Annotated in this window: 23 protein-coding genes; 13 read left to right on the top strand and 10 right to left on the bottom strand. The window is 71.3% G+C overall.

The annotated features are described in order from the left end of the window. Positions 1-9: 9 nt before the first annotated feature. From ACZ5AJ_RS02395 to ACZ5AJ_RS02360, 8 genes are all read left to right on the top strand, one after another. Positions 10-921, top strand: coding sequence for a carbohydrate kinase family protein (locus tag ACZ5AJ_RS02395; RefSeq protein WP_464136769.1), 912 nt, complete (start codon positions 10-12; stop codon positions 919-921). A gap of 167 nt (positions 922-1088) precedes the next feature. Then, positions 1089-2501, top strand: a complete 1413-nt coding sequence (locus ACZ5AJ_RS02390; RefSeq protein WP_464136768.1) for a class II fumarate hydratase — start codon at positions 1089-1091, stop codon at positions 2499-2501. A gap of 117 nt (positions 2502-2618) precedes the next feature. Beyond that, the gene (locus tag ACZ5AJ_RS02385; RefSeq protein ID WP_464136766.1) at positions 2619-2996 is read left to right on the top strand and encodes a hypothetical protein; all 378 of its coding nucleotides are present in this window, start codon (positions 2619-2621) and stop codon (positions 2994-2996) included. Then, positions 2977-3411 (top strand): MerR family transcriptional regulator, encoded by a 435-nt coding sequence (locus ACZ5AJ_RS02380; protein WP_464136765.1) that lies wholly within the window; start codon positions 2977-2979, stop codon positions 3409-3411. Before ACZ5AJ_RS02385 ends, ACZ5AJ_RS02380 begins: the two co-directional genes overlap by 20 nt. Before the next feature lie 181 nt (positions 3412-3592). Beyond that, positions 3593-4180 carry a DedA family protein gene (locus ACZ5AJ_RS02375; RefSeq protein WP_464136763.1) on the top strand — a complete coding sequence of 196 codons (588 nt, stop codon included), beginning with the start codon at positions 3593-3595 and terminating at the stop codon, positions 4178-4180. A gap of 32 nt (positions 4181-4212) precedes the next feature. Next, positions 4213-4887: a histidine kinase gene (locus ACZ5AJ_RS02370; protein ID WP_464136762.1), complete on the top strand. Its 675-nt coding sequence runs from the start codon at positions 4213-4215 to the stop codon at positions 4885-4887. A gap of 66 nt (positions 4888-4953) precedes the next feature. Further along, positions 4954-5391, top strand: a complete 438-nt coding sequence (locus ACZ5AJ_RS02365) for a sensor histidine kinase (protein ID WP_464136759.1) — start codon at positions 4954-4956, stop codon at positions 5389-5391. After that, complete coding sequence (locus ACZ5AJ_RS02360) at positions 5382-6035, top strand: response regulator transcription factor (RefSeq protein WP_464136758.1); 654 nt, start codon at positions 5382-5384, stop codon at positions 6033-6035. The genes ACZ5AJ_RS02365 and ACZ5AJ_RS02360 overlap by 10 nt, the downstream gene beginning before the upstream one ends. 262 nt (positions 6036-6297) lie before the next feature. On the opposite strand, the gene ACZ5AJ_RS02355 is transcribed toward ACZ5AJ_RS02360, so the two are convergent. From ACZ5AJ_RS02355 to ACZ5AJ_RS02345, 3 genes are all read right to left on the bottom strand, one after another. Further along, positions 6298-7191, bottom strand: a complete 894-nt coding sequence (locus ACZ5AJ_RS02355; protein ID WP_464136756.1) for a hypothetical protein — start codon at positions 7189-7191, stop codon at positions 6298-6300. Between the two features lie 178 nt (positions 7192-7369). Next, positions 7370-8926, bottom strand: a complete 1557-nt coding sequence (locus ACZ5AJ_RS02350; protein ID WP_464136754.1) for a PhoH family protein — start codon at positions 8924-8926, stop codon at positions 7370-7372. 236 nt (positions 8927-9162) lie between these two features. Further along, positions 9163-9921 (bottom strand): isoprenyl transferase, encoded by a 759-nt coding sequence (locus ACZ5AJ_RS02345; protein ID WP_464136753.1) that lies wholly within the window; start codon positions 9919-9921, stop codon positions 9163-9165. Positions 9922-10114: 193 nt separating this feature from the next. On the opposite strand from ACZ5AJ_RS02345, the gene trhA reads away from it, so the two are divergent. Continuing rightward, a complete protein-coding gene (gene trhA, locus ACZ5AJ_RS02340; RefSeq protein ID WP_464136751.1) occupies positions 10115-10912 on the top strand; it encodes a PAQR family membrane homeostasis protein TrhA in 798 nt (265 codons plus the stop codon). A 65-nt stretch (positions 10913-10977) separates the two neighbouring features. Here trhA and ACZ5AJ_RS02335 read toward each other — a convergent pair whose 3' ends face one another. Further along, positions 10978-11385 carry a hypothetical protein gene (locus ACZ5AJ_RS02335; protein ID WP_464136749.1) on the bottom strand — a complete coding sequence of 136 codons (408 nt, stop codon included), beginning with the start codon at positions 11383-11385 and terminating at the stop codon, positions 10978-10980. Continuing rightward, positions 11382-12287 (bottom strand): mycothiol conjugate amidase Mca, encoded by a 906-nt coding sequence (mca, locus tag ACZ5AJ_RS02330; protein ID WP_464136748.1) that lies wholly within the window; start codon positions 12285-12287, stop codon positions 11382-11384. The genes ACZ5AJ_RS02335 and mca overlap by 4 nt, the downstream gene beginning before the upstream one ends. Positions 12288-12490: 203 nt before the next feature. On the opposite strand from mca, the gene ACZ5AJ_RS02325 reads away from it, so the two are divergent. After that, positions 12491-12895, top strand: a complete 405-nt coding sequence (locus ACZ5AJ_RS02325; RefSeq protein WP_464136747.1) for a DUF4307 domain-containing protein — start codon at positions 12491-12493, stop codon at positions 12893-12895. Positions 12896-13115: 220 nt separating this feature from the next. Beyond that, a complete protein-coding gene (gene greA / locus ACZ5AJ_RS02320; protein WP_464136745.1) occupies positions 13116-13604 on the top strand; it encodes a transcription elongation factor GreA in 489 nt (162 codons plus the stop codon). A 148-nt stretch (positions 13605-13752) separates the two neighbouring features. On the opposite strand, the gene ACZ5AJ_RS02315 is transcribed toward greA, so the two are convergent. Next, a complete protein-coding gene (locus tag ACZ5AJ_RS02315; protein ID WP_464136744.1) occupies positions 13753-14934 on the bottom strand; it encodes an AI-2E family transporter in 1182 nt (393 codons plus the stop codon). 166 nt (positions 14935-15100) lie between these two features. Here ACZ5AJ_RS02315 and ACZ5AJ_RS02310 point away from each other — a divergent pair, with 166 nt between their 5' ends. Continuing rightward, positions 15101-16036: an ABC transporter ATP-binding protein gene (locus ACZ5AJ_RS02310; protein ID WP_464136742.1), complete on the top strand. Its 936-nt coding sequence runs from the start codon at positions 15101-15103 to the stop codon at positions 16034-16036. Beyond that, positions 16021-17769, top strand: coding sequence for a hypothetical protein (locus ACZ5AJ_RS02305; protein ID WP_464136741.1), 1749 nt, complete (start codon positions 16021-16023; stop codon positions 17767-17769). The genes ACZ5AJ_RS02310 and ACZ5AJ_RS02305 overlap by 16 nt, the downstream gene beginning before the upstream one ends. Positions 17770-17821: 52 nt before the next feature. Here the strand turns inward: ACZ5AJ_RS02305 and ACZ5AJ_RS02300 are convergent, their stop codons facing one another. The 4 genes from ACZ5AJ_RS02300 to alr are packed head-to-tail and all read right to left on the bottom strand — an operon-like array spanning position 17822 to position 20826. Then, the gene (locus ACZ5AJ_RS02300) at positions 17822-18331 is read right to left on the bottom strand and encodes a GNAT family N-acetyltransferase (RefSeq protein WP_464136739.1); all 510 of its coding nucleotides are present in this window, start codon (positions 18329-18331) and stop codon (positions 17822-17824) included. Between the two features lies 1 nt (position 18332). Further along, positions 18333-19049, bottom strand: coding sequence for a tRNA (adenosine(37)-N6)-threonylcarbamoyltransferase complex dimerization subunit type 1 TsaB (gene tsaB, locus ACZ5AJ_RS02295; RefSeq protein WP_464136738.1), 717 nt, complete (start codon positions 19047-19049; stop codon positions 18333-18335). Next, on the bottom strand, positions 19049-19654 hold the full coding sequence (gene tsaE, locus ACZ5AJ_RS02290; protein WP_464136736.1) for a tRNA (adenosine(37)-N6)-threonylcarbamoyltransferase complex ATPase subunit type 1 TsaE: 606 nt from the start codon (positions 19652-19654) through the stop codon (positions 19049-19051). Before tsaE ends, tsaB begins: the two co-directional genes overlap by 1 nt. Then, positions 19651-20826, bottom strand: a complete 1176-nt coding sequence (gene alr / locus ACZ5AJ_RS02285) for an alanine racemase (protein WP_464136734.1) — start codon at positions 20824-20826, stop codon at positions 19651-19653. The genes tsaE and alr overlap by 4 nt, the downstream gene beginning before the upstream one ends. Between the last annotated feature and the right edge of the window lie 9 nt (positions 20827-20835).

Genomic DNA, 20835 nt, shown 5'->3' with positions numbered 1-20835 from the left:
GATCGACGGGTGACTGCCACATTCCTCATCGTCGGTGAAGCCCTCACGGATATCGTCGTCCCTGCGGACGGCCCCCGTGCCGAGCACCCCGGCGGATCCCCCCTGAATGTGGCCGTGGCCCTCGGACGCCTCGGCCACGACAGCCATCTGCTCACCCACATCGGCAAGGACGCCCGAGGCGACGCGATCCGCGCCCACCTGGAGGAGTCCCGGGTGGCCCTCACGCCCGGCAGCGTCGTCGACGCCCCCACCTCCACCGCCCAGGCCGTGCTGGACGAGACGGGTGCTGCGACCTACACCTTCGACATCCAGTGGGATCCGAACCCGACGGGACTGCCCGATCAGGTCTCCGCCGTGCATACCTCCTCGATCGCCGCCGTGCTGCAACCGGGCGCCTCGACCGTCGTCGACGTGCTGCGCCGCTATCGCGACACCGCGCTGATCAGCTATGACCCCAACGCCCGGCCGAGCCTGATGGGCGATGCCGCAGCGACCCGTGAGCTGGTCGAGGCGAACATCGCGCTCAGCGACGTGGTCAAGTCCTCCGACGAGGACGTCGCCTGGCTCTACGGCACGGACGATGTCGAGGACGTCGTCGCGTCCTGGCGCCGGCTCGGGCCGGGCCTCACCTTCCTCACCCGCGGGGGCGAGGGCGCTGTCGGATTCTCCGACGCCGGCCGCGTCCAGGTCGCCCCGTTCAAGGTGCAGGCCGTCGACACCGTCGGCGCCGGTGACACCTTCTCCGCCGGCATCCTCGATGCCCTCGCCGACAAGGGACTGGTGGGCGCCGGAGCGCGGGAGCAGCTCGCCAGCACCCCGTCCGACGATCTCGCGGGGGTGCTCCGGCGCGCCTCGCGTCTGGCCTCGGTGACGGTCTCCCGCGCCGGAGCCAATCCCCCGTGGAGCCATGAGCTCGCCTGAGCTCCCGGCTCCGCCCCGATCCACCGTGCCCCGTCTGTCGCCGCAAGATGGGCGGGGCCGGATTCCCGGGCCCGCCTGATCCGGCCCGGGCCGCCGGGCCCGCGCCCCGGGCCCCGACCTCCTCGGAACAACGACGTCTCCGTACCACCACCAGGGAGCAGCAGCACATGTCCCAGAACACCACCGCCGAATCCGACGGCTACCGCATCGAGCACGACACCATGGGCGAGGTCCGCGTACCCGCGTCCGCCCTGTACCGCGCCCAGACGCAGCGCGCCGTCGAGAACTTCCCGATCTCCGGCCAGGGGCTGGAGCCAGCGCACATCCACGCTCTCGCCGAGGTGAAGAAGGCCGCCGCCCGCGCCAATCTCGAGCTCGGCGTGCTCGACGAGCGCACTGCCGGTGCGATCATCGCCGCAGCCGACGAGGTCATCTCCGGCGCGCACGACGACCAGTTTCCCGTGGACACCTATCAGACCGGCTCCGGCACCAGCTCGAACATGAACATGAACGAGGTGCTGGCGACGCTCGCCTCCCACGACGGTCTCGAGGTCCACCCCAACGACCACGTCAACGCCTCCCAGTCCTCCAACGACGTCTTCCCGACGTCGGTGCACGTCGCGGTCACCGCGGGCGTCGTCGAGACGCTGCTGCCCGCACTCGCCCACCTGGCCGAGTCCCTCGAGACCAAGGCCGAGGCCTGGAAGAGCGTCGTGAAGTCCGGTCGGACCCATCTCATGGACGCGACACCGGTGACCCTCGGCCAGGAGTTCGGGGGCTACGCCGCCGCGATCCGCTACGGGATCGAGCGCGTCGAGGCGGCTCTGCCTCGCACCGCCGAGGTCCCGCAGGGCGGCACTGCCGTCGGCACCGGCATCAACACCCCCGCCGGTTTCCCGCAGAAGGTCATCGCGAACCTCGCCGAGCAGACGTCCCTCCCGCTCACGGAGGCGCGCAACCATTTCGAGGCGCAGTCCGCGCGCGACGGTCTGGTCGAGATGTCCGGCGCGCTGCGCACCATCGCGGTGTCGCTGACGAAGATCTGCAATGACCTGCGCTGGATGGGGTCCGGCCCCAACACGGGTCTCGGCGAGATCGCCATCCCCGATCTGCAGCCGGGCTCCTCGATCATGCCCGGCAAGGTCAATCCCGTCATCCCCGAGGCCGTCCTCCAGGTGTGCGCGAAGGTCGTCGGCAACGACGCGGCCATCGCCTGGGGCGGCGCGCAGGGCGCCTTCGAGCTGAATGTGCAGATCCCCCTGATGGGAACCAGCCTCCTGGAGTCGATCCGCCTGCTCGCCAGCGCCTCCACGGTCCTCGCGGACAAGACGGTCGACGGGCTCGTCGCCAACGAGGACAAGGCCCGCTTCTATGCCGAGGCCTCCCCCTCGATCGTGACGCCCCTGAACAAGCTCATCGGCTACGAGTCGGCCGCGAAGATCGCCAAGCATGCCGTCAAGGAGCAGGTCTCAGTGCGCGAGGCGACCATCGCTCTCGGGTTCGTCGAGCGCGGCGAGCTGACCGAGGCCCAGCTCGATGAGGCCCTCGACGTGCTCTCCATGACCTCGCCGAAGGCCTGAGCGCCTCGGCGGCGCGCGCCGCTGTCCGGCATCGCGACCGAGCGCCCCGCCCCCGCGAGGGACGGGGCGCTCGTCGTCCCTTGACCTGGAGCGCACTCCAGGGAGTGTGCTGGCGGCATGTGGATCCTCCTGCTCACGCCCTTCGCGCTCCTGGCCCTGTCCCAGATCCTCGCCCTCGTCGCCTTCGCGCAGGCGGTGCCCGAGAGCGGGGCGAGCCCCGCCGCCCTCGCGGCACCCCTGATCGCCTATGCGTCGGCCGCGCTGCTGAGCGTCTCCGCCGTGGCGCTCGCGGCGCTCCCCTCCCGCCTCGGCGAGCCCGCGCCAAGGGAGGTGCTCATCGCCTTCGGCCTGCTCGCCGGAGTGATGGTGTGCGCCGCTCCCCTTCTGTGGGGGCGGACGATCGGCGAGTTCCACCTCAGCCACCATCTGGTGCGGGGCGCGCTCGTCGCGGTCTGCCTCGTGCTTTACTCCTGGTATGTCGCTTCCCATCGGTGAGGTGTCCCGCCGCAGCGGGCTGAGCCCGGACGCCCTGCGCTTCTACGAGCGCGAGGGCATCATCCCACCGGCGGCGCGCACGGGCGGCGGGGCGCGACGCTATGATCCCTCGGTCCTCGACCAGCTGCGCATCGTCGGCGCGCTGCGCCGGATCGGGTTCGGCCTGGACCAGGTGCGCGACCTCCTCGCGGCGAAGACAGAGCACAGCACGGTACGCGGAAGGATCGAGGCGGCGCGGTCGAGCCTGGACCGGCTGGGCGAGCTCCTCGACGAGAGGGAGCGCGCCCTCGCGGAGGCGCGGGAGCAGCTGCAGACCTGGCGTGCTGAGCTCGACGCCGGGGAGCCGTGGCCGGACATCCCGGTGCACTGCGAGGTCGCAGACAAGGAGGCTGACGGGACGCATGCACGCATGTGATCGCCATATGCCATCACCCGCACGCATTCGTCCCGTGCGTACCGGATCACACCGAGCGCTGCGGTTCTCCGCACCTGTTCGGGTGGCACGCAGGAGTGGATCGCGCTGCCCGTGGCCCTAGCGTCGATACCATGACACCGACACCCCCCTGAACTCCGTCGCCGCCTGGGCGGTCGACCTCATGGAGACCCTCGGCGCGCCCGGCACCGGCATCGCCATCGCCCTGGAGAACCTCTTCCCGCCTCTCCCCAGCGAGATCATCCTCCCGCTGGCGGGATTCACCGCGAGCCGAGGCAGCTTCAGCCTGATCGAGGCGCTCGTGTGGACCACCGCCGGGTCCGTGGTCGGCGCGCTCATGCTGTACGGGCTCGGGGCCTGGCTCGGAGCGGACCGCCTGAAGCGCGTCGCCGGTCGGCTGCCGCTGGTCCGCGTCGCCGATGTCGAGCGGGCCGAGGCGTGTTTCGCCCGCCACGGCGGGAAGGCCGTCCTGCTGGGGCGGATGATCCCCCTCTTCCGCAGCCTCATCTCGATCCCCGCAGGAGTCGAACGGATGCCGCTGGGCCGGTTCACGCTGCTCACCAGCATCGGCAGCGGCCTGTGGAACACGGTGTTCGTGCTGGCCGGCTACGGACTCGGTGAGAACTGGCATCTGGTCAAGCAGTACTCTGACATCCTGCAGAAGCTGGTCATCATCGCCTGCGCGGCAGCTCTCGCCGGGTTCCTCACGATCCGGATCCGTCAGGGCCTGCGGGCGCGCCCAGCACGATGAACACCTCGATCATGAGGAGGACCGGGTCGGTCATGGCTGCGCCCCAGGTCGCGCATGCGGCGCTGCACCGCACCGTCGAAGCGGCCGCGATCGTCGCCCTGGTCCCCCTTCTGGTCGTCGCCCTGCTGACGCTGCCCGCGAACGCGCGCTCCTCCCGCAGCGCGCTCGGCGCCGTGGACCGCCTTCATGCCTGGGCGGATGGCCGCACCGCGTCCGATGGGCTCCGCGCAGCGCCGCTGCGTCCGCTGCGACGCCCCACCGCGTTCCTCGGGGTGCAGCTCGGGCTCGGCATTCTCGCCGCAGCGATCTGGGCGCTGATCCTGCTGGGCCTGGTCACCGGCGCGAGCATGCTGGTCGGCGCCGCCACCGGTGGGCCGGTGGCCGTGTTCGACGCCCCCGCGGGTGCCGTGACCTGGGAGTCCGTCCTCTGGTTCGGGCCGCCCGGGCTGGTGCTGCTGTTCCTTGCGCTGTGCGGGCTCGCCGGGACCTGCTGGCTGTCCCGCCTGGCACGCGCCGCCTTCTCCCGGCCTGCCGCCGAGGACCTGGAACGGCAGGTCCGCTCGCTGTCCACCACCCTGGACGATGTGGTCGTGGCAGTGGACGGCGAGCGCCGACGCATCGAGCGCGATATCCACGACGGCGTCCAGCAGCGGGTCGTCGCCCTGTCGCTGCTCCTCGCACGCGTCGAGCGCACCGTGCCCGGGTAGGAGCAGGACGCCCTCCTGAGCCGCGCCCGGGACGAGGTCCAGACGGTCCTGGACGATCTGCGCGAGGTGTCCTGGCGGCTGCATCCGGCGATGCTCGCCCGCGACGGCCTAGACGCTGCCCTCGAGGCGCTGCGCGACCGCACGACGCTGCCGACCGCCCTGCACATCGACCCGCGTCCTGATTCCGCCCCCGGCATCGACCGGCACTCGGACGTCGCGCGCCGTACCGACCTCGTGACGGAGACAGCCGCCTTCTATGCGGCGAGCGAGGCCGTCTCCAACGCGCTCAAGCACTCCGGGGCGACGCGGCTGGAGATCCGGCTCACCCGTGAACCCGGCGCGCTGAGCATCAGGGTCCTGGACGACGGCCGCGGCGGCGCCGATCCCGACGGGCCGGGGCTCGGTGGGATCCGCTCCCGCGTCGCTGCCCGCGGTGGGACCATGCAGGTGACCAGCCCCGACGGGGGCCCGACGACCGTGGAGGCCCGCTTCCCATGCGCATAGTGCTCGCCGAAGACTCCCTCCTGCTGCGCGAGGGCGTCGCCCAGCTCCTCGCCCTCGAGGGACACGAGATCGTCGACGGCACCTCGAACGCGACCGAGCTGCTGCGCGCCGTCGCCCAGCACGCACCGGCTCTCGCGATCATCGATGTGCGCATGCCCCCGGACTTCGTGGATGAGGGCGTGCACGCAGCGCTGCGGATCCGCCGCGACCACCCCGGGACCGCCGTGCTGCTGCTGTCCCAGGTCATCGAGCGGCGCTATGCCCGTGAGCTGCTGGACGGCTCCGGCGACGTGGGCTACCTGCTCAAGGACCGGGTCTCCGACATCCGTCACTTCCTCGACGCCATCGAGGCGGTCGCCGCCGGCGGCACCGCCTTCGACCCCGAGGTGATCCGCCAGCTCCTCGCCGCGAGCAACGGACTCGCCCCCCGTCTCGCCGCGCTCACGGACCGGGAGCGGGACGTCCTGGCGCACCTGGCGCAGGGACTCTCCAACACCTCGATCGCTCAGCGCCTCTGCATCAGCCGCAGCGGCGTCGAGAAGCACATCAACACGATCTTCTCGAAGCTCGCCATCCCCGCCGGCAGGGAGGTCAATCGACGCGTCCTCGCCGTGCTCCTGTACCTCGGCGCCGAGCATGGCTGACGCCGCCGAGGCCCCTTCCGCCCCGCACCATCCGAACCATCGACCCGTCTGTGCTGCATCATCGACCCGGTGCGGGCACCCGGGCGGGGACGGACACGCGGACGAGTGCGAGGACGGGACGAACACGCGCATGCGATTGCCATACGCCATCACATGCGCGCATTCGCCCCGCTCGCCGCGCCTCCCTGCGCTCCCACCGCGCCGTGCCTCGCCTCGCCCGCCTTGCGGCGCCTGCCGAATGCTCCGCGTGCGCACTCCCGACTCATGCCTTCGGTGGGCGCCGGTGCTCGCCACGGCGCAGGATCCTCCGCAGCAGCACCTCCGTCGTGTGCCACTGCAGGAACACCTGCTCCCAGGTCAAGCGGGTGACGTGATATCCCCGCGATCGGAGATAGAGGTCCCTCTCCCGGTCCTCGGCATAGCTGCGGGGGTCGTCATGATGGGCACGGCTGTCGCATTCGATCACCCAGCTCAGCCCGACCAGCAGGTCCATGCGCCGCCGGAGCCCACCCGGGAAGGGCACCTGCGCGCGAACGGCGACGCCGAGGCTCTCGAACCACCAGCGCACCGCCGTCTCAGAGCCCGACTCCGCGTCGGCCCGGATCCGGGACAGTGCGCGGCGCGGGTCATGCGGGAGCCCGGCCACTATCCGCTGCGCCTCCAGGAGCGAGACGCGGCCTCGGTGGACCGCGGACTCGAGGATCACGGCGGCCGTCACGGTCGGCAGGCACCGCCCCGCGTGCTCGAGGACCAGCGGCAGGTCCGGGACCGGGTCCGTTCCGGGCCATGCCCTCAGCTGCGGACCGTGGAGGATGATCGGCTGCGCATCGCCGATGCGCTGCGGCTTCCCGTTCCGGCGCCGGATCCGGTCGAGCTTCACCCCGCGCTGCTCCTGTGGGACCACGAGCACGCGAGGGCGGTAGAGGTGCACCCCCTGGACAGGCGGGACGAACAGGCCGTGCAGCGCCGCACCGTCCGCGCAGGTGGGACGCATGCCCTGACGGAGCACTGCGACCACGTCCGGTGGCGCGTCCTCGGCGACATACCACGGCCCGACCCGGCGCAGCCCCCAGGCGCGCGGTCCCGGTTCGAGCTCGGGACGCTCCGCGACCACCTGCGCCAGCCGCGTGCGATGGATGATGCCGGGGATCTGCATGCCCCTGATCCGACCACCGTCCTCGTGGCACCGCCATGGGGCGCCGCGGAATGTGGAAAAGCGGGGCGGAGGGGGCGGTCGGGGAGGTTACGGGACGCATGCGCGCATGTGATCGCCATAGGCCATCACGTGCGCGCATGCGTCCCATGCCCCAGCGGGGCCTTGCGTCCGTGCGCGATCAGAGCACCGGCTCGTCCAGGACGTGCGTGACGAGCTCAGCCACCTTGGAGCGCTCGGAGCGCTGCAGCGTGACATGGGCGAAGAGCTCGTGCTCCTTGAGGGCCTCGACCACGGAGGCGATGCCGTCGTATCGACCGATGCGCAGGTTGTCGCGCTGGGCGATGTCGTGGGTGAGGACGACGCGGGAGTTCTGACCGATGCGGGAGAGCATGGTCAGAAGGACGTTGCGTTCGAGGGACTGCGCCTCGTCGACGATCACGAAGGCGTCGTGGAGGGAGCGGCCACGGATGTGCGTCAGCGGCAGCACCTCGAGCATCCCCCGGGAGAGGACCTCATCGATCACGTTCTGCGAGACCATCGAGCCGAGCGTGTCGAATACGGCCTGACCCCACGGCCCCATCTTCTCTCCCTGGTCGCCGGGCAGGTAGCCGAGCTCCTGACCGCCTACCGCGTACAGGGGCCGGAACACCATGATCTTGCGCTGGGTGCGACGCTCGAGGACAGCCTCGAGCCCCATGCAGAGCGCCAGCGCACTCTTGCCGGTGCCGGCACGTCCGCCGAGGGAGACGATGCCGATGGATTCGTCGAGCAGCAGGTCGATCGCGACCCTCTGCTCAGCGGAGCGGCCGGAGACGCCGAAGACCGTCTGATCACCGGGCACCAGTCGAACCTTCTTCTCACGGGTGACGCGACCGAGAGCGGAGCCGCGGGCGGAGGTGATCGTCAGTCCCGTGTGGACCGGCAGATGCACGACGCCGGGGATCTCGACCTCGTCGCCGTCGTAGAGCGCGGTCATCGTCTCCTCGTCGGTCGCGGCGGTGACCATGCCCGTGTACCCGCGGTCGCGGGCGAGCTCGGCGCGATACTCCTCGGCATGGATGCCGGAGGCGGAGGCCTTGATGCGCATCGGCAGGTCCTTGGAGACGAGCACGACGTGCTTGCCCTCCAGCTGGAGGTTCTTGGCGACCGCGAGGATGCGCGTGTCGTTGTCTCCGAGACGGAACCCGTCGGGCAGGGAGGAGACGCTCATGTGGTTCAGCTCCACCTGGACGTGGCCGCCGCTCTTCCCGATCGGCAGGGGCTGGGAGAGGTTCCCGTGCTGTTCGCGCAGGTCGTCGAGGATCCTGAGCGCCTGGCGGGCGAAGTAGCCCAGATCCGGATGATGACGCTTGGCTTCGAGCTCGGTGACCACGACGACGGGAAGCACCACGTCATGCTCGGCGAACCTCACCATCGCGAGCGGATCCGACAGCAGCACCGAGGTGTCGAGGACATAGGTGATGGTCCCGGTGTGCAGGTCCGGAAGCGCTCCCTGCGCTCCGCTGGGCCGCAAGGAGGGGACCACGGGTGCGGGCTCCGGAGCGGAGACGCCTCCGAGCGCCGGGTTCTCGGCCCAGGTCCCATCGATCGAGTCCCCACCGATCGAGTCCCCACCGATCGAGTCCCCACCGATCGAGTCCCCACCGGTCGAGTTCCCACCGATCGCCCCCTCGACCTCCGCGGTCTCTCGTGCCTGCGCTCCGCGCTCTGCGGTCACATGCTCCACAGTGCTCATGTCGTCCATCGGTGCCTCCCGTCAGCAGGTGCTCACCGGGACGATAAGCCCGACCCGGCGGGCCGTCGGGTGCTCCCCGCGGGGCACGGGGTCGACGTTCACCCGATCATCACCCGATGTTGGCCGGATCACATCCGCATCGGATGTCGCCATCCTGCCATCGTCGTCGGCCGACGTCGCATCCCCGCGCCGACGAGACGATGCCGTGACCGCCGACCCCGGACCGCGGCCCCCGCTCAGGCGCCGAAGCGGCGCTCGCGCTTGCAGAAGTCGCGCAGGGCCCGCAGCAGGTCGACGCGACGGAACCCCGGCCAGTAGGTCTCGCAGAACCAGTACTCCGAGTGCACCGACTGCCACAGCAGGAAGCCGGACAGCCGCTGCTCACCGGAGGTGCGGATGATCAGATCCGGATCGGGCTGACCTCGCGTGTAGAGATGCTCCGCGATGGACTCGGTGCTGATCGCCGCGGCGATCTCCTCGGGAGAACGACCCTCGCGGCCGAGGTCCAGCACGAGCTCGCGCACGGCGTCGACGATCTCCTCCCGCCCCCCGTAGCCGATGGCGACGTTCACGGTGAGGGAGGACGTCGGCGTCGCCCCTTCGATCGCCTTCTCGAGGACCCTGCGCCCTTCCGCGGGCAGCGAGTCGAGGCTCCCCGTCAGGCGCACGCAGTAGCCGGCGTCGGCGATCTGCTCGACCGCAGCTCCGATGATCCCGTACAGCGCGGCGAGCTCGTCCTCTGGGCGGCGGACGTTGTCCGTCGACAGCAGCCACACCGTGACCAGGGGGATCTCGAGATCCTGGCACCAGGAGAGGAACTCGAGGATCTTCGCGGCCCCCATGCGATGGCCTTCGGCGGTGGTGGCGCCGGTCGACTTCGCCCAGCGGCGGTTCCCGTCGACGATCACACCCAGGTGCTGCGGCAGATCGAACTCATCGAGCTCCTTGACCAGCCGTCTCTCGTAGACGCGGTACAGGAGGCCGTCGTCGTCCATGGGCCTCCGTTCCACAGGCTCTCCGGTGTTCGCTGTCGGACTGTCGACCTCGGGCGCTCGAGCAGGCCGTTCCGACGTCGTGCCCCATTATCCAAGACGCGGACGAACGTCCCTGCGTCGGAGCGCGAATCGACACGACATCGACACAGCCGCACCATTCCCTGGTTACGGTTCCGTAGGTTACGCTTCGAAGATGAACACCGGCACCCTGCCCGAGGAGGCTCGCACGAAGGAGCCGCTCCTCCCCTCCGATGGAGACCCCCAGCCCGGCGATGACGACATCCCCACCGCCGCGTCGCATCCGTTCGCGCCACGCACCCTGACCCGCGCGATGGCCCGCCGGGGCCAGCAGCTCGGCCTCCAGCTCCCCAAGCCGCGCCTGCGGGGAGTCCTGCACCTGATCACGTTCCCCGCCTCAGTCATCGCGGGACTGCTCCTGGTCGCCCTCGGGGACAGCCTAGGTACCCGATTGGCCAGCGTCATCTATGTGGTCACCGCCGGGCTCCTGTTCGGGATCTCCGCGACCTACCACCGGGGGACCTGGTCCCCCGAGCGCACGATGATGCTGCGCCGCTTCGACCACGCCAACATCTTCCTCATCATCGCCGGCACGTACACGCCGCTCGCCGTCGCCCTGCTCGAGCCCCGGCAGGCGGCGATCCTGCTGACGATCGCCTGGGCGGGCGCAGCGATCGGGGTCTGCTTCCGCCTGTTCTGGACCGGAGCCCCGCGCTGGCTGTACGTCCCCGCATACGTGGCCCTCGGCTGGATCGCCGTGTTCTACATGCCGCAGCTCCAGGCCAGCGGCGGCTGGGCCGTGGTCTGGCTGCTGGTCGCCGGGGGCATCGCCTACACCGCCGGCGCCGTGGTCTACGGACTCAAGGGGCCCAACCCGTCGTTCGCCTGGTTCGGGTTCCACGAGATCTTCCACGCCTGCACGATCGCCGGCTTCGTCTGCCACTTCATCGCCGTCGCGATCGCGGTGATCTGAGCACGCCCGACGAGGCGGCGCTGCCCCAGCGCGGGTGCCGAGCGCACATGCCCGGCGCTCGTGGCTCAGCGCTGCGCAGGAGCCGACCCGTCGGAGTCATCGGATCCGTCGGAACCATCCGGCCCACCGGGCCCACCGGACCCACCGGGCCCATCCGGATCATCGGAGCCGCCTGCGTCCTCCGCGCCACCGGCATCATGCGAGCCGCCGGCGTCGTCCGAACCACCCGCATCGTCGGCCCGGTCCGCGGCGGCCTCCGCGTCGAGGCGCGCGGCGACCTTGGCGTCGGCCTGGACGCGGCGCACGCGGCGATTCATGTCGACCACCAGCAGGATGATCACGGCGCCCACCGCGAACACGAGCAGGAACCCTCCGACGCCGGGGGTGACCGTCGCCGCGGTCATGTCCTCCCCGTCGGATGTCGCGCCCTCCGCGAGCAGCAAGCCGAGCGTGCCGATGCCGAACGGGGTCATCGGGCCTCCTCCGTGTCAGGTCGCAGGCCGGCGAACAGGTCGTCCTCCGGCAGCCGCACCCCGATCCGGGAGATGTGCAGCTCGTAGTCCTCGGTGCCCCAGGCCTCGGTCTCCACATCATGGGAGATGCGGAAGAACGGGCCGTCGGGATCCACCTGGGTGGCATGGGCACGCAGCGCGTCGTCCCGCACCTGCAGGTAGTCGCGCACATCGATGCGCGTGGTCAGCAGACGATCCCGGCCCTCGTCGTAGTGCTGGAGCATCTGCTCGAGCTCCTCGTTGGGCGATCCCATCGCGCGCTGGTGACGGGCGACCGCGGCGAAGCGCTGCCGATGGAAGCCGTTGATGTAGTAGATCTTCGCGATCTCCCAGGGCTCTCCGAGCTCGGGCGCGAAGTCGGGATCCGCGGCCAGAGCGAAGGCGGCCAGGCTGACCCGGTTGACCTGGATGTGGTCGGGATGCGGGTAGCCGCCGTTCTCGTCGTACGTCGTCATGACATGCGGGCGCAGACGACGGACCGCCTCCACCAGGGGGCGCGCGGCCTCCTCCGCCGGGAGGGACGCGAAGCACCCGTCCGGCAGCGGCGGGAGGGGATCGCCCTCAGGCAGACCGGAGTCCACGAAGCCCAGCCACTCGTGGTCCACGCCGAGGATCTCCCGCGCCCTGGCCATCTCCTGGCGTCGGACCGCAGGGAGGTTCCGCTCGAGCTCCGGATCGCCCTTCAGCCGGGGGTTCAGCACGTCGCCGCGCTCACCGCCCGTGCAGGTGATGACCGTGACCTGGACGCCCTCGCGCACGTAGCGTGCGGTCGAGCCGGCGCCCTTGGACGACTCGTCGTCGGGATGCGCGTGGACCGCCATCATGCGCAGGGGCTCATCGGGGGCGGGCAGCTGGACGCTCACGACTCTCCTCGGTCGGGGACGACGACGGACGGCGGGCGCCGAGGCACCACCGCTCGAGAGTACGCCACCGCACCTGGACAGCACCTGCCTCGCGACCTTCCGGGTCCTCACATGTCATCGCCGCCACAGGCCCTCGTCCTTCCGACGCAGCGGACGGGAGGGCTGTCCTCCAGCATCCAGGGGAGGATGGGACACTGAGGGCCATGACCTCACCCTCGGCCCGCTCCTCCGCCCGGAACGTCGACCGGTACGGAAAGCCGCTCGTCTCGCCGCGCTCAGCCCGCCTGCTCGTGATCCTCGGTGCGGTCCTGTTCCTCGCCGCGGTCGTGTTCGTGGGCCTGCGCTTCGCGGATCAGCCTGTGAAGTCCGAAGTCATCTCCTATGAGCACATCGACGAGCATCTGGTGGGCGTCGACTTCCAGGTCACGATGACGCCGGGGACGGCGGCGACCTGCACCCTGCAGGCGCTGAACGAGGGCAGCGCGCAGGTGGGCTTCGTCGAGGTCGACATCGAGGCTCAGTCCGAGCGTCGCACCGCGCACCACGTCGAGATCGCCACCCAGGGCGATGCGGTCACCGCCGAGGTCATCGACTGCGAGGTCGGCTGAGCCCGCTCCCGCATCGCCGGCTGCCCGAGAGGCTCGACCGGAGCGGACGTGACCGGGATCCCAGGTCGCAGTGATCGTGCGGTGTAAGCTACCCCGAACACCCGGCACCGAGCCGGACTTCATCACCCGCACACGGGGCGCATGAGTGTCATGTGCCCCGTGATTCGCGTTGAGGGGCGATCCGCCCGCTCGGCGCCACCACGACGACAGGAGTGAACCCATGAGCAGCCAGCCGAATGGCGCCTGGCTCACCCAGGACGCATACGACCGTCTGGTCCAGGAGCTCGCCGAGCTCGAGGGCCCGCGCCGCACGGAGATCGCCGAGCGCATCGCCGCGGCCCGCGACGAGGGCGATCTGAAGGAGAACGGCGGCTACCACGCGGCTCGCGAGGAGCAGGGCATGAACGAGGCCCGCATCACGGACCTCAAGCATCTGCTGAAGACGGCCGTCGTCGGTGCCGCGCCGGAGGACGACGGCGTCGTCGAGCCGGGCATGGTCGTCACCATCTCCATGGCCGGCAAGGAGCGCACGTTCCTCCTGGGCAATCGCGAGATCGCCGAGGGCAACGACATCGAGGTGTACTCGACCGACTCCCCTCTGGGCACCGCGATCAACGGCTCGTCCGTCGGCCAGACGATCGACTACACCGCGCCCAACGGCAAGGCGCTGCCGATCGAGATCAAGGCCGCCACGCCCTACAAGCCCTGATCCGCACCGCGGGCGCTCCCGACGCAGCCCGCCCTCGTGGAGGAGCCCCGCTCCGGCAGCTGCCGGAGCGGGGCTCCTCCACTATCGGGAGTCGATGTCCCGCCCGTCGGTCCCGCCCGTCGGTCCAGCGGCGCGGTCAAGCGGCGCCTCAGCGGGCCCGAGCGGCGCGGAAGCGGCGGTTGCGGCGCGCGAGCTCCGCGAAGTGCGCTTCGGTGGCTCTGTCGGTCCCGAGCTCGGGACTGGGATCCCGGCCGACGACGTACAGCAGCGTGGCGTTGATGAAGGCGATCAGCGGGATCGCGAACAGCGCACCGGGGATCCCGGCGACCATCGCGCCGGCGGCCACGCCCAGGAAGACCGCCAGCGGATGCAGCTCCACGGCCTTGCCCATGAGGAACGGCTGCAGCACGTTCCCCTCGATCTGCTGCACCGCGAGCACCACAGCGAGCATGATCACCGCGAACACCCACCCCTGGAGGACGAGCACCAGGAGAACGGCGATCGCGCCGGAGATGATGGCGCCGACCAGCGGGATGAAGGAGAACAGGAAGACCAGCAGCCAGATCGGCACCGCGTAGGAGCCCATGCCCAGGCACACCATGCCGATCGCGATGCCGGTCGCGTCGACGCCGGCCACCAGGATCTGGGTGCGCACGTACGCCGACAGCGCCTTCCATCCCCTGCGGAAGGCCTCGTTGGTCGTCACCCGCGAGGCCGGCGGGAGCAGCCCCAGCAGCCAGCGCCAGATCGTCGGCCCGCTCGAGAGCATGAAGAACAGGCTGAAGAGGCAGACGACGATCCCGGTGCCGATGTTCGCGAGCACCGCGGCCGTGCTCATCGCGGAGCTGACCAGGGCGTCGGCGTTCGCCTGCAGCTGCGCGAGCCCCTCGTCGATCGCCTCGTCGATCATCGGGGCATCGATGTCGAAGGTCGTGGTCACCCAGCTCAGCAGTGACTGGAAGCCGGTGACCGCCTTGTCCTGGATGTCCGCCCACTGGGCGATCAGCTGGCGGCCCGCGAGCGTGAACATGCCGGCCACGATGAGGATCAGCCCCAGCAGGGCGATCCCGCTGGCTGCGCCCCGCCCCAGGAAGGTGTAGCGGGTGAGCGCCTTGACGACCGGCATCAGCAGCACCGTGAGCAGCACTGCCAGCAGCACCGGGACGAGGATCGTGGAGACCTGCATGAGGCCCCAGAGCACGAGCGCGGCGGCGGCGGCGATCACGAGGAAGCGCCAGGACCAGGCTGCGAGCCGACGCACGCCCATGGGGATCTCCTCGACCTCGCGAGGATGCACGTGCTCGCGCGGCTGTGGTCGCAGCTTGGGCATCGGGGTTCCTTCCGTCGCACCGGGCGATTGACCCGCTCACTCTAGCGGTCGACGGAACCCGGAACACGGAAGGCGACGGCAGGAGCGGAAGGATCCGACGAAGGTCGACGCGCGGATCCCCCGGTCGGAGGTGGGGACGATGCTCGCGGCCCTCTACCGTGGAAGCATGTCCAGCGCCGATCCCCTCCCCGCCCCTCCCCACGGCTCATCCCCCGGCCCCTCCGCGACGCGCCCTGGGGTGTCCTCCGGGACGCACCCCGCGACGTCGGCCGAGACCGGTGGTCCGTCCTCCTCCGCCGCGGCCCTGCCGGCCGACGCTCCGCTGTCCGCCACCGCCGCCGTCGACGAGGGCGCGGCCCTCTCGATCCGAGGACTGGCCAAGTCCTTCGGCGACAGCGAGGTCGTCCACGGCCTCTCCCTCGATGTCCCCCGCGGGTCCTTCTACGGCATCGTCGGCCCCAACGGGGCCGGGAAGACCACCACGCTGTCGATGGCCACCGGCATGCTCCGCCCCACCGGCGGCACCTCGCACGTGCTCGGCGTCGACATGTGGAGCGAGCCCGAGCGGGCCAAGGCCCGGCTCGGCGTCCTCGCCGACGGCCTGCGCACCTTCGACCGTCTGACCGGCCGGGAGCTGCTGACCTACGTCGGTCTCATCCGCGGGATGGACGGCGACGTCGTCGAGGAGCGCAGCCAGTCGCTCCTCGATGCGCTCGACCTCGCCGGGGAGGACGGCAAGCTGGTGGTCGACTACTCCGCGGGGATGACCAAGAAGATCCTGCTGGCCTGCGCGCTGGTCCATGCTCCGCGGCTGCTCGTGCTCGACGAGCCTCTCGAGGCCGTCGACCCGGTCTCCGCCCAGGTCATCCGCTCGATCCTGACCGCATACGTCGAAGGAGGGGGCACCGTGGTGCTGTCCAGCCATGTGATGGAGCTGGTCGAGGGCCTGTGCACCCATGTCGCCGTGATCGGTGACGGACGCCTGCTGGCCGACGGCACCCTCGACGAGGTCCGTCAGGGCGGCAGCCTGGTGCAGCGCTTCATCGACCTGGTCGGAGGCGGCCGGGTCGCGGAGGGGAGCCTGTCGTGGCTGGAGTCCTGAGCAGCGAGCAGGTCGCCGCCGTCGCACCGGGCGCCGACGCCCCGTCGGGCGCCGTCGGGAGCGGCTCCGTCGGACCTCGCAGCCGCGCTGACCGGCGTGAGCTCCTGCGCGGCCTGGTCCGGCTGAAGTGGACCCTGTGGAAGCGGTCCTACCGGAAGAACGTCGGCAAGCTGATCGGCACCATCATCGGCGTGCTGTACGGGGCCGGCGGCCTCACCGCCCTCGCCTTCGCGATGCTGGGTGCGACGGTGTGGAGCGGCGAGGGCGAGGCGTTCCCGCTGATCGTCCGCGGGCTCGGGGCCGTCGCCGTGCTGGCGTGGCTGCTGGTCCCGCTCCTCGCCTTCGGGATGGACGACACCCTCGACCCGCGAGCCTTCGCCCCGTATCCGCGCAGCGCGCGAGAGCTGCAGCCGGGCCTGCTGGCGGCCGCGGCGGTGTCCCTGCCGACCCTGCTGACGGTGCTCGCCGTCGGGATCGCCACGGTCTTCGAGGTGATCTGGCTGCTGGCCTTCGGCAGCGGCGCGCTGCAGGTGGTGCTCGCCCTGATCGTGCTGCTGCCTGCCAACGCGGTCGGCATCGGTCTGTGCCTCCTGCTCCCGCGCGCCGTCTTCGCCCACGCTGCGAGCCGGGCCAGCTCCCGCAGCGGCCGCGAGGTCGGCGGGATCATCGGCCTGCTGCTGTTCCTCGTCGTCGTGTACGGCTTCTCGCTGTCGATGCAGAAGCTCGGGGAGATCGACGCCCGGATGCTCCTGGGCTGGATCCGCACGGGCATCGAGGTGCTCGCGTGGACGCCCTTCGGAGCACCCTTCTCGATCCCGATGGACCTCGCCGAGGGACGTCTGCTCACAGCCCTGGTCCGGGCGCTCGTGACCGCGGCGACCGTCGTGCTCGTGTGGCACTGGTGGCGCCGGTCGCTGGACGCCTCGCTGACCTCGGCGCTCAGCGGGGACGCCTCCTCGGGCTCGGCGAAGGTCACCTCGCTGGTCCCCCGCTTCGCCCCCTCGAACAGCTTCGGGGCCGTGATGGGCAAGTCGCTGCGCTACTGGCGGCGCGACACCCGCTATCTCGCCGCCGTCGGCATCTACCCCGTGATCCTGGTGTTCTTCCTGGCCATGGGTCTGATGCTGCCGGAGTCCCGTCCGATGATGCTCGCGATGGTCGTGGTGATGTGCGGCTTCACCGGCATCACCCTCGCCAACGAGATCGGATTCGACGGGCCGTCGGGCTGGGTGAACATCACCGCCTCGCTGCCGGCGCGCGCGAACCTGCTGGGCCGGATCGCCGCGATGGCGATCATCATGCTCCCGACGACGCTCGTGTTCGCGGTCCTGGTCCCGGTGGTCTACGGCCTTCCGCAGCTGATCCCGCTGACCGTGCTGTGCTCGCTCGGCATCCAGGCGACGGGCTGGGGCGCCTCCGTCGTCATCGGCACCCTGCTGCCCTACCCGACATCTCCCCCGGGGACCAACCCGATGAAGGACAAGTCCGCCTCGAGCGCGAACGCGATGCTCGCCATGAGCGCCGCGATGGCGATCATGGCCGTGCCGCAGCTTCCTGCGGCGGGTCTCGGCATCTGGGGAGCGGTCACCGGGGACCTGCTGATCCAGCTGCTCGCCGGGGTGCTCTCGATCGTCGTCGGCGTGATCGTGCTCCTCGTCGGCCTGCGGATCGGGACCATCCGGCTCGAGACGCGCTATCCGGATCTCTTCCAGAAGGTGCGCGACTTCCTGTGAGAGCCGGCGCCTGCCGTCCGGCCCGGCTGCGCCCCGGCGCCTGCCGTCCGGCTCAGTCCTCGCGCAGATCGCGCTCCATCACGAGGGCGTCGACTGCCCGGCCGCGGATCCGGTAGTAGCCGGCGCGGCGCGCGATCTGCCGGTATCCGGCCCGGGTGTAGACGGCGCGGGCGCGCTCGTTGTCCTCGCGGACCTCGAGCATCATCCGCCGGGCACCGCCCGCCCGGGCCTGGTCCTCGCACCAGGAGAGCATCGCCCGTCCGATGCCGACGCCGGGACGACGGGTGCCGATCGTGTGGAGGTCGGCGACGCCCCCGGCGATCATGATGCCGGCGCAGCCCAGGAGCTCGCCGTCGGCGTCCTCCCCCTCGCGGACGACGACGTAGCGGCGCGAGGGGTGGTCGATCTCCTCCGCGAGCTGGAAGACGCTCCAGGCCTCGTCGGGGAACAGCTCGAGCTCCGCGAAGGCGATCTCCTCGACGTCCGCGAGGGTCGCCGGACGCAGGCCCCAGGGGGCGGCAGCCGGGCCGTGGTGGGCGCTGGGGGTCGGGGGCTCCGCCATGTCAGCGTCCCAGCGCGCTCTTGCGGGCGGTGGGCTTGGCGGCGTCGGGCTCGCGCAGGTACATCGGCTCCGTGCTCGACAGGTCCTCGCCGCGGGCAGTGAGCTCAGCGGCGACGAGGATCAGATGCCCCGCGTCGACGTGCTCGAGCTCCGAGGTCCCCGGCAGCAGCTGCGGATACAGCGCAGTCCCGGAGCCGACCAGCAGGTCCGCGCCCCGCAGCTGCTCGGCGACGTCCGCAGGGGCGCCGACGGCGGGGTCCTGCACGCGCACGAGAGCGCCGTCGTCCCCACGTCGATACCGGGCGTGGTAGACCTCGCGGCGACGGGCGTCGAGCGCGACCGCGACCGTGCTGGCGGATCCTCCTGCGGCCTCGTCCTCGGCGAGCGCCTGGTGGGCGAGCGCATCCAGGGAGCTGACGCCGACGAGGGGGATGTCCAGCACCGCGGCGATGGAGCGGGCGACGACGAGACCGACCCGCAGGCCCGTGAAGGGCCCCGGGCCACGGCCCGCCACGACCCCCGAGAGCTCGGACCGGGAGCTCCCCGCCTCGGCGAGGGTCCGGTCGACCAGGTCCAGGAGCACCTCGTCATGGTGACGGGAGCGGGTGTCCGCACGCACCGCGAGGATCTCGGGGGCGGGATCGTCGGCGGAGCCGTCGAGGGCTCCGCGGGCGACGGCGACGCTGACCGCGCCGGAGGTGTCCAGTCCGAGCAGCATCAGCGGTTCTCCTCAGGGGCAGGGGTGACGGGATCGGCGAGGGGGGCCGCAGGATCGGCGGAGGGATCGGGCTCTGCGGCGCCCGCCGCGGCATCCACCGCGGCGGCGAGCGCGGCGACCGCCCGGTCGTCCCAGCGCGGGCCCTCGGGGTGCAGCCGCAGCACCCGCGGCTCGTCGGGATCCTCGGGGTCGACGACCTGGTCGGGGCGCTCGAGCTCCACCAGCAGCCAGGACGCGGCGAGATGCTCGACCCGGTCCCGGCCCCACTCGATGACGGTGACGGCGCTGTCGAGATCGGCCTCGAGGTCGAGGTCGTCGATGTCCCCGCCGTCCCCGAGACGATAGGCGTCCACGTGCACGAGATCGGGCCCGCCGACGAGGCTCGGGTGGACGCGCTCGATCACGAAGGTCGGGGAGGCGACCGGCCCGCGCACTCCGAGACCGGCGCCGAGGCCCTGCGTGAAGGTGGTCTTGCCCGCACCGAGCGGACCGTCCAGGACCAGCAGGTCTCCCGCCCGCAGCACGGACGCGAGCGCCTGCGACACGGCACGGGTGCCCTCCGCGTCGCGGGTGCGGACCGTGAGGGCCGCTGCGGCGGCGCTCATGCCAGGACCTCCCGCGCGATGCGACCGGAGACGGAGGTGAGGACCTCGTAGGGGATGGTGCCGGCGGCGCGACCCCAGTCCCCGGCCGTCGGCGCGGAGGGCTGGGTGGGCTCGCCGCCCGCATCGCCGAAGATCACGACCGGGTCGCCGGCACGGGCATCGCTGTCGGGACCGAGGTCCACGACGATCTGGTCCATGCTGATCCGACCGACCTGCGGGACGCGGCGGTCGCCGGAGGCGGTGCGCACGAGGACCTCCGACCGGCCGCTCGCGGCGCGATGCAGGCCGTCGGCGTACCCGGCGGGGACCAGACCCAGTCGGGTGCGCCCGCTCGTCGTGTGCAGGCGGCCGTATCCGACCGTCTGCCCGGCCTCCACCTCCTTGACCAGCGCGAGCCGGCTGGTGAGCGTCATCGCGGGCCGCAGCGGCAGGTCCGTCGGCACCGGAGGGCAGCCGTAGATCGCGATGCCGGGACGGACGATGTCGCGGTGCAGGTCGGGGCGGGTGAGCAGCGCCGCGGAGTTCGCCAGGTGCTGCAGCGGGATCGGCCCGACCTCCTCGGCGAGCGCCTCGCAGGCGGAGTCGAAGACCTCCACCTGACGGTCCGTCAGCGAGGGATCGTCGACCTCATCAGCACTGGTCAGATGGGTCCACGCGGCGCCGACGCTCACGAAGTCGTCGGCCTGGAGGGCCGCTCCGACCTCCCGCACCTGATGCGGGAGCACGCCGTTGCGGCCCATGCCGGTGTCGATCTTCAGATGCACGCGGGCGCGCCGATCCGCCTCGCGCGCCGCTCGCGAGACCAGTTCGAGCATCTCCAGGGACCCGACGGAGACGTGGATGCCTGCGCGCAGCGCCTCGGGGAGCACCGTCCGTGCTGTCTCCGGCTCGTACAGCCAGCACAGGATCGGCACGTCCAGGCCCGCGCGGGAGAGGGCGAGGGCGCTCGCCGGATGGGCGACGCCGAGCCACGTGGCGCCGCCCTCGAGGGCGGCTCGGGCGGCGGTGAGCATGCCGTGGCCGTAGCCGTCGGCCTTCACCACCGCCATCAGCGCGGTGTGCTCGGAGAGCAGCCCCGTCAGCGCACGGGTGTTCTCCGTGATCGCGGACGGATCGATCACCGCCCGGGTGGGGAGGTGTCGGGGATCCTCTGCGGGGATCGGGATGGTCATCGTGCTCCT

It is taken from the genome of Brachybacterium zhongshanense (assembly GCF_055385755.1).
Note: the sequence above shows the minus strand (reverse complement) of the source record. Positions and strands in the feature narration are given on the sequence as shown.

Bases quoted from the DNA above. Each gene is read 5' to 3' on its own strand.
- ACZ5AJ_RS02310 (WP_464136742.1), top strand. From the start codon at position 15,101: ATGTCCAGCGCCGATCCCCTCCCCGCCCCTCCCCACGGCTCATCCCCC.
- tsaE (WP_464136736.1), bottom strand. From the start codon at position 19,654: ATGAGCGCCGCCGCAGCGGCCCTCACGGTCCGCACCCGCGACGCGGAG.
- tsaB (WP_464136738.1), bottom strand. From the start codon at position 19,049: ATGCTGCTCGGACTGGACACCTCCGGCGCGGTCAGCGTCGCCGTCGCC.
- ACZ5AJ_RS02315 (WP_464136744.1), bottom strand. From the start codon at position 14,934: ATGCCCAAGCTGCGACCACAGCCGCGCGAGCACGTGCATCCTCGCGAG.
- ACZ5AJ_RS02380 (WP_464136765.1), top strand. From the start codon at position 2,977: ATGTCGCTTCCCATCGGTGAGGTGTCCCGCCGCAGCGGGCTGAGCCCG.
- ACZ5AJ_RS02385 (WP_464136766.1), top strand. From the start codon at position 2,619: ATGTGGATCCTCCTGCTCACGCCCTTCGCGCTCCTGGCCCTGTCCCAG.
- ACZ5AJ_RS02335 (WP_464136749.1), bottom strand. From the start codon at position 11,385: ATGACCCCGTTCGGCATCGGCACGCTCGGCTTGCTGCTCGCGGAGGGC.
- alr (WP_464136734.1), bottom strand. From the start codon at position 20,826: ATGACCATCCCGATCCCCGCAGAGGATCCCCGACACCTCCCCACCCGG.
- trhA (WP_464136751.1), top strand. From the start codon at position 10,115: ATGAACACCGGCACCCTGCCCGAGGAGGCTCGCACGAAGGAGCCGCTC.
- ACZ5AJ_RS02300 (WP_464136739.1), bottom strand. From the start codon at position 18,331: ATGGCGGAGCCCCCGACCCCCAGCGCCCACCACGGCCCGGCTGCCGCC.
- ACZ5AJ_RS02360 (WP_464136758.1), top strand. From the start codon at position 5,382: ATGCGCATAGTGCTCGCCGAAGACTCCCTCCTGCTGCGCGAGGGCGTC.
- ACZ5AJ_RS02355 (WP_464136756.1), bottom strand. From the start codon at position 7,191: ATGCAGATCCCCGGCATCATCCATCGCACGCGGCTGGCGCAGGTGGTC.
- ACZ5AJ_RS02375 (WP_464136763.1), top strand. From the start codon at position 3,593: ATGGAGACCCTCGGCGCGCCCGGCACCGGCATCGCCATCGCCCTGGAG.
- greA (WP_464136745.1), top strand. From the start codon at position 13,116: ATGAGCAGCCAGCCGAATGGCGCCTGGCTCACCCAGGACGCATACGAC.
- ACZ5AJ_RS02350 (WP_464136754.1), bottom strand. From the start codon at position 8,926: ATGAGCACTGTGGAGCATGTGACCGCAGAGCGCGGAGCGCAGGCACGA.
- ACZ5AJ_RS02370 (WP_464136762.1), top strand. From the start codon at position 4,213: ATGGCTGCGCCCCAGGTCGCGCATGCGGCGCTGCACCGCACCGTCGAA.
- ACZ5AJ_RS02345 (WP_464136753.1), bottom strand. From the start codon at position 9,921: ATGGACGACGACGGCCTCCTGTACCGCGTCTACGAGAGACGGCTGGTC.
- ACZ5AJ_RS02390 (WP_464136768.1), top strand. From the start codon at position 1,089: ATGTCCCAGAACACCACCGCCGAATCCGACGGCTACCGCATCGAGCAC.
- ACZ5AJ_RS02325 (WP_464136747.1), top strand. From the start codon at position 12,491: ATGACCTCACCCTCGGCCCGCTCCTCCGCCCGGAACGTCGACCGGTAC.